The sequence below is a fragment of the Bradyrhizobium sp. 23 genome, from assembly GCF_023073295.1.
Taxonomy (GTDB): domain Bacteria; phylum Pseudomonadota; class Alphaproteobacteria; order Rhizobiales; family Xanthobacteraceae; genus Bradyrhizobium; species Bradyrhizobium canariense_D.
Genome location: NZ_JADPJF010000001.1, coordinates 22,824 through 24,970, shown reverse-complemented (window position 1 = coordinate 24,970; position 2,147 = coordinate 22,824). Strand labels below are relative to the sequence as shown.

Sequence of the window (2,147 nt, the reverse complement as noted above, 5' to 3'; positions counted from 1 at the left end):
GGCGGGCCCCCGCCGCACCGCCACGACTTCGAGGAGATGTTCACGCTGCTCGAAGGCGAACTTGAATTCACCTTTCGCGGTAATACCGTAAGTGCGGGGTCGACCGTCAACGTCCCGGCCAACGCGCCGCACGCGTTCAAGAACGTGTCCGGCAAGACGGCCCGTATGCTCTGCATGTGCGCGCCAGCGGGACAGGACGAATTCTTCCTGGCGGTTGGCTTTCCCGTCGAAGGCCGCACATCGCCACCGCCGAAGCCGACCCCGGAAGAGATGGCCGAGAAAGGCAAGCTGATCGCAGCACTGCTGCCGAAATATCGCACCGAGATGGTGAAGATGTGAGGCGCGGCGGACGCAGCCGAAATCGGCCTTCCCAAATGGTCGCGCGCTATTCGCCGCGCAGGCGCTGGTCGTCCTGCACGCGAACATGCTCGGCGCCGCGCGCACCCGCGGACGACAGCCGCAACATGCTCAGCGCTGCGCCGCAGAGCGCGAAGCCGACGCCGGTCAGCAACGCGATCCTGGTTCCCTCGATCGGATAGCGGCCGAGGAAGAGTGCCACCAGCGCTGCGCCGGTGGTCTGCCCAAGCAGCCGCGCCGTCCCCAGCATGCCGCTGGCGCCGCCGGCACGCTCGCGCGGGGCGGCCGCGATCATGGTGCGGTTATTGGGGGTCTGGAACAGGCCGAAGCCGGCGCCGGCCAGCGCCATCCGCCAGACCACGTCGAGCGGCGTGGGCGCAGCCGGCAGCAAGGCGAGCGCAGCGAGGCCGCAGGCGAACAGCGTAAGGCCGATGCCGCCGAGCAGGCCGGCCGGATAATGCTCCACCAGGCGGCCGGCGAGGGGGGCTGCGAACGCCACCGCGATCGGCCACGGCGTGATCAAGAGGCCCATATGCACCGCCGAATAGCCGAAGCGGCTCTGGAGATAGAAGGGGATCGCGACGAAGGCCAGCATCTGCCCGCAGAACGAGGCGATCGAAGTCGCAATCGACAATGCGAACACGGGGATGCGCAACAGGTCGATCGGCAGCAGCGGCGAGGCCATGTGGGTCTCGCGGTAGATCAGCAGCGCGCCCGCGACGAGCGCGATGGCGAACTGCACGAGGCAGGTGATCGCGGCTTCGCCATGACCGACGCTATCGACGGCCGCGATGCCGACGCCGAAGGTGATCGCGGACAGCCCCGCGCTCTGCCAGTCGAAGGAATGGCTCGCAGGCCTGGTGTGCGGCAGGCTGCGCAGGCCCAGCACCAATGTCACCACGCCGAGCGGAACGTTGATGGCGAACAGCCAGGGCCAGCTGCCGAACGCCAGGATACCGGCGGCGAGCGTCGGGCCGACCGCGGCTGAGAAGGCGACGACGAGAGCGTTGAGCCCGATGCCGCGGCCGAGCTGGCTGCGTGGGTAAGTGAAACGCACCAGCGCTGCGTTGACGCTCATGATGCCGGCCGCGCCGAACCCCTGCACGATGCGTGCAATCGTGAGGAGCGGCAGCGTGTGCGCCAGCGCGCAGAGTGCGGAGGCAAATGTGAACAGCACCAGGCCGACCAGATAGACGCGGCGATAGCCGACGATCTCGCCGAGCGAAGCCAGCGGCAGCAGCGAGATCGTGATCGCGAGCTGGTAGCCGTTGACGATCCAGATCGAGAACGCCGGGCTGGCGTCGAGGTCGGCCGCGATCGTCGGCAGCGCGACGTTGGCGATGGCGCTGTCGACCACTGCCATGATAATGCCGAGCGCAATGGTCAGGACCGCCTGGCCACGCTGCGGCTGCGGCAGGCCGTCGGCGTGCTCCATGGAGGCTGGCAACATGATGGCGGCGTGCTTGATTCGAGCCGTGGTTCGTCTCCGGATTAGGAACTTGCGAGATGCATCGCAACCCGGCAGGATACGGGCGGTTCCTGCGCCGGGAGCAGGTCTCCCGGCACCGCGGGCATGGGTCGGCACGGCCTCGCGGCTCACCAGCGGGAGGTCGACTTCCCGAACACATAGAGCGCGCCGAGCCCAACCGTCACCGCGGTCGAGACGATCAGGATGGTGCGCTCCCAATCGATCCGCTCCGCTCGGCGCGGTTGAGATTGAGAGCGGTGAACAGGGCCTTCATGGCAAATCGGCGCATCGGCTGCCTCGCGTGAGCGCACGATGCCACTGT

3 protein-coding genes are annotated in these 2,147 nt (G+C 67.9%); 1 reads left to right on the top strand and 2 read right to left on the bottom strand.

All coding sequences use genetic code 11. The annotated features are described in order from the left end of the window. The coding region (locus tag IVB32_RS00160; RefSeq protein WP_247409484.1) for a cupin domain-containing protein at positions 1-339 on the top strand (339 nt) is incomplete at its 5' end. A gap of 46 nt (positions 340-385) precedes the next feature. Here IVB32_RS00160 and IVB32_RS00155 read toward each other — a convergent pair. Both IVB32_RS00155 and IVB32_RS00150 read right to left on the bottom strand, forming a co-directional pair. Next, positions 386-1,807, bottom strand: a complete 1,422-nt coding sequence (locus IVB32_RS00155) for an MFS transporter (RefSeq protein ID WP_051112982.1) — start codon at positions 1,805-1,807, stop codon at positions 386-388. A gap of 146 nt (positions 1,808-1,953) precedes the next feature. Further along, the coding region (locus tag IVB32_RS00150) for a hypothetical protein (RefSeq protein ID WP_247409482.1) at positions 1,954-2,147 on the bottom strand (194 nt) is incomplete at its 5' end.

Excerpts from the sequence above, each read along its gene's own strand:
- IVB32_RS00155 (WP_051112982.1), bottom strand. The coding sequence starts at position 1,807 with ATGTTGCCAGCCTCCATGGAGCACGCCGACGGCCTGCCGCAGCCGCAG.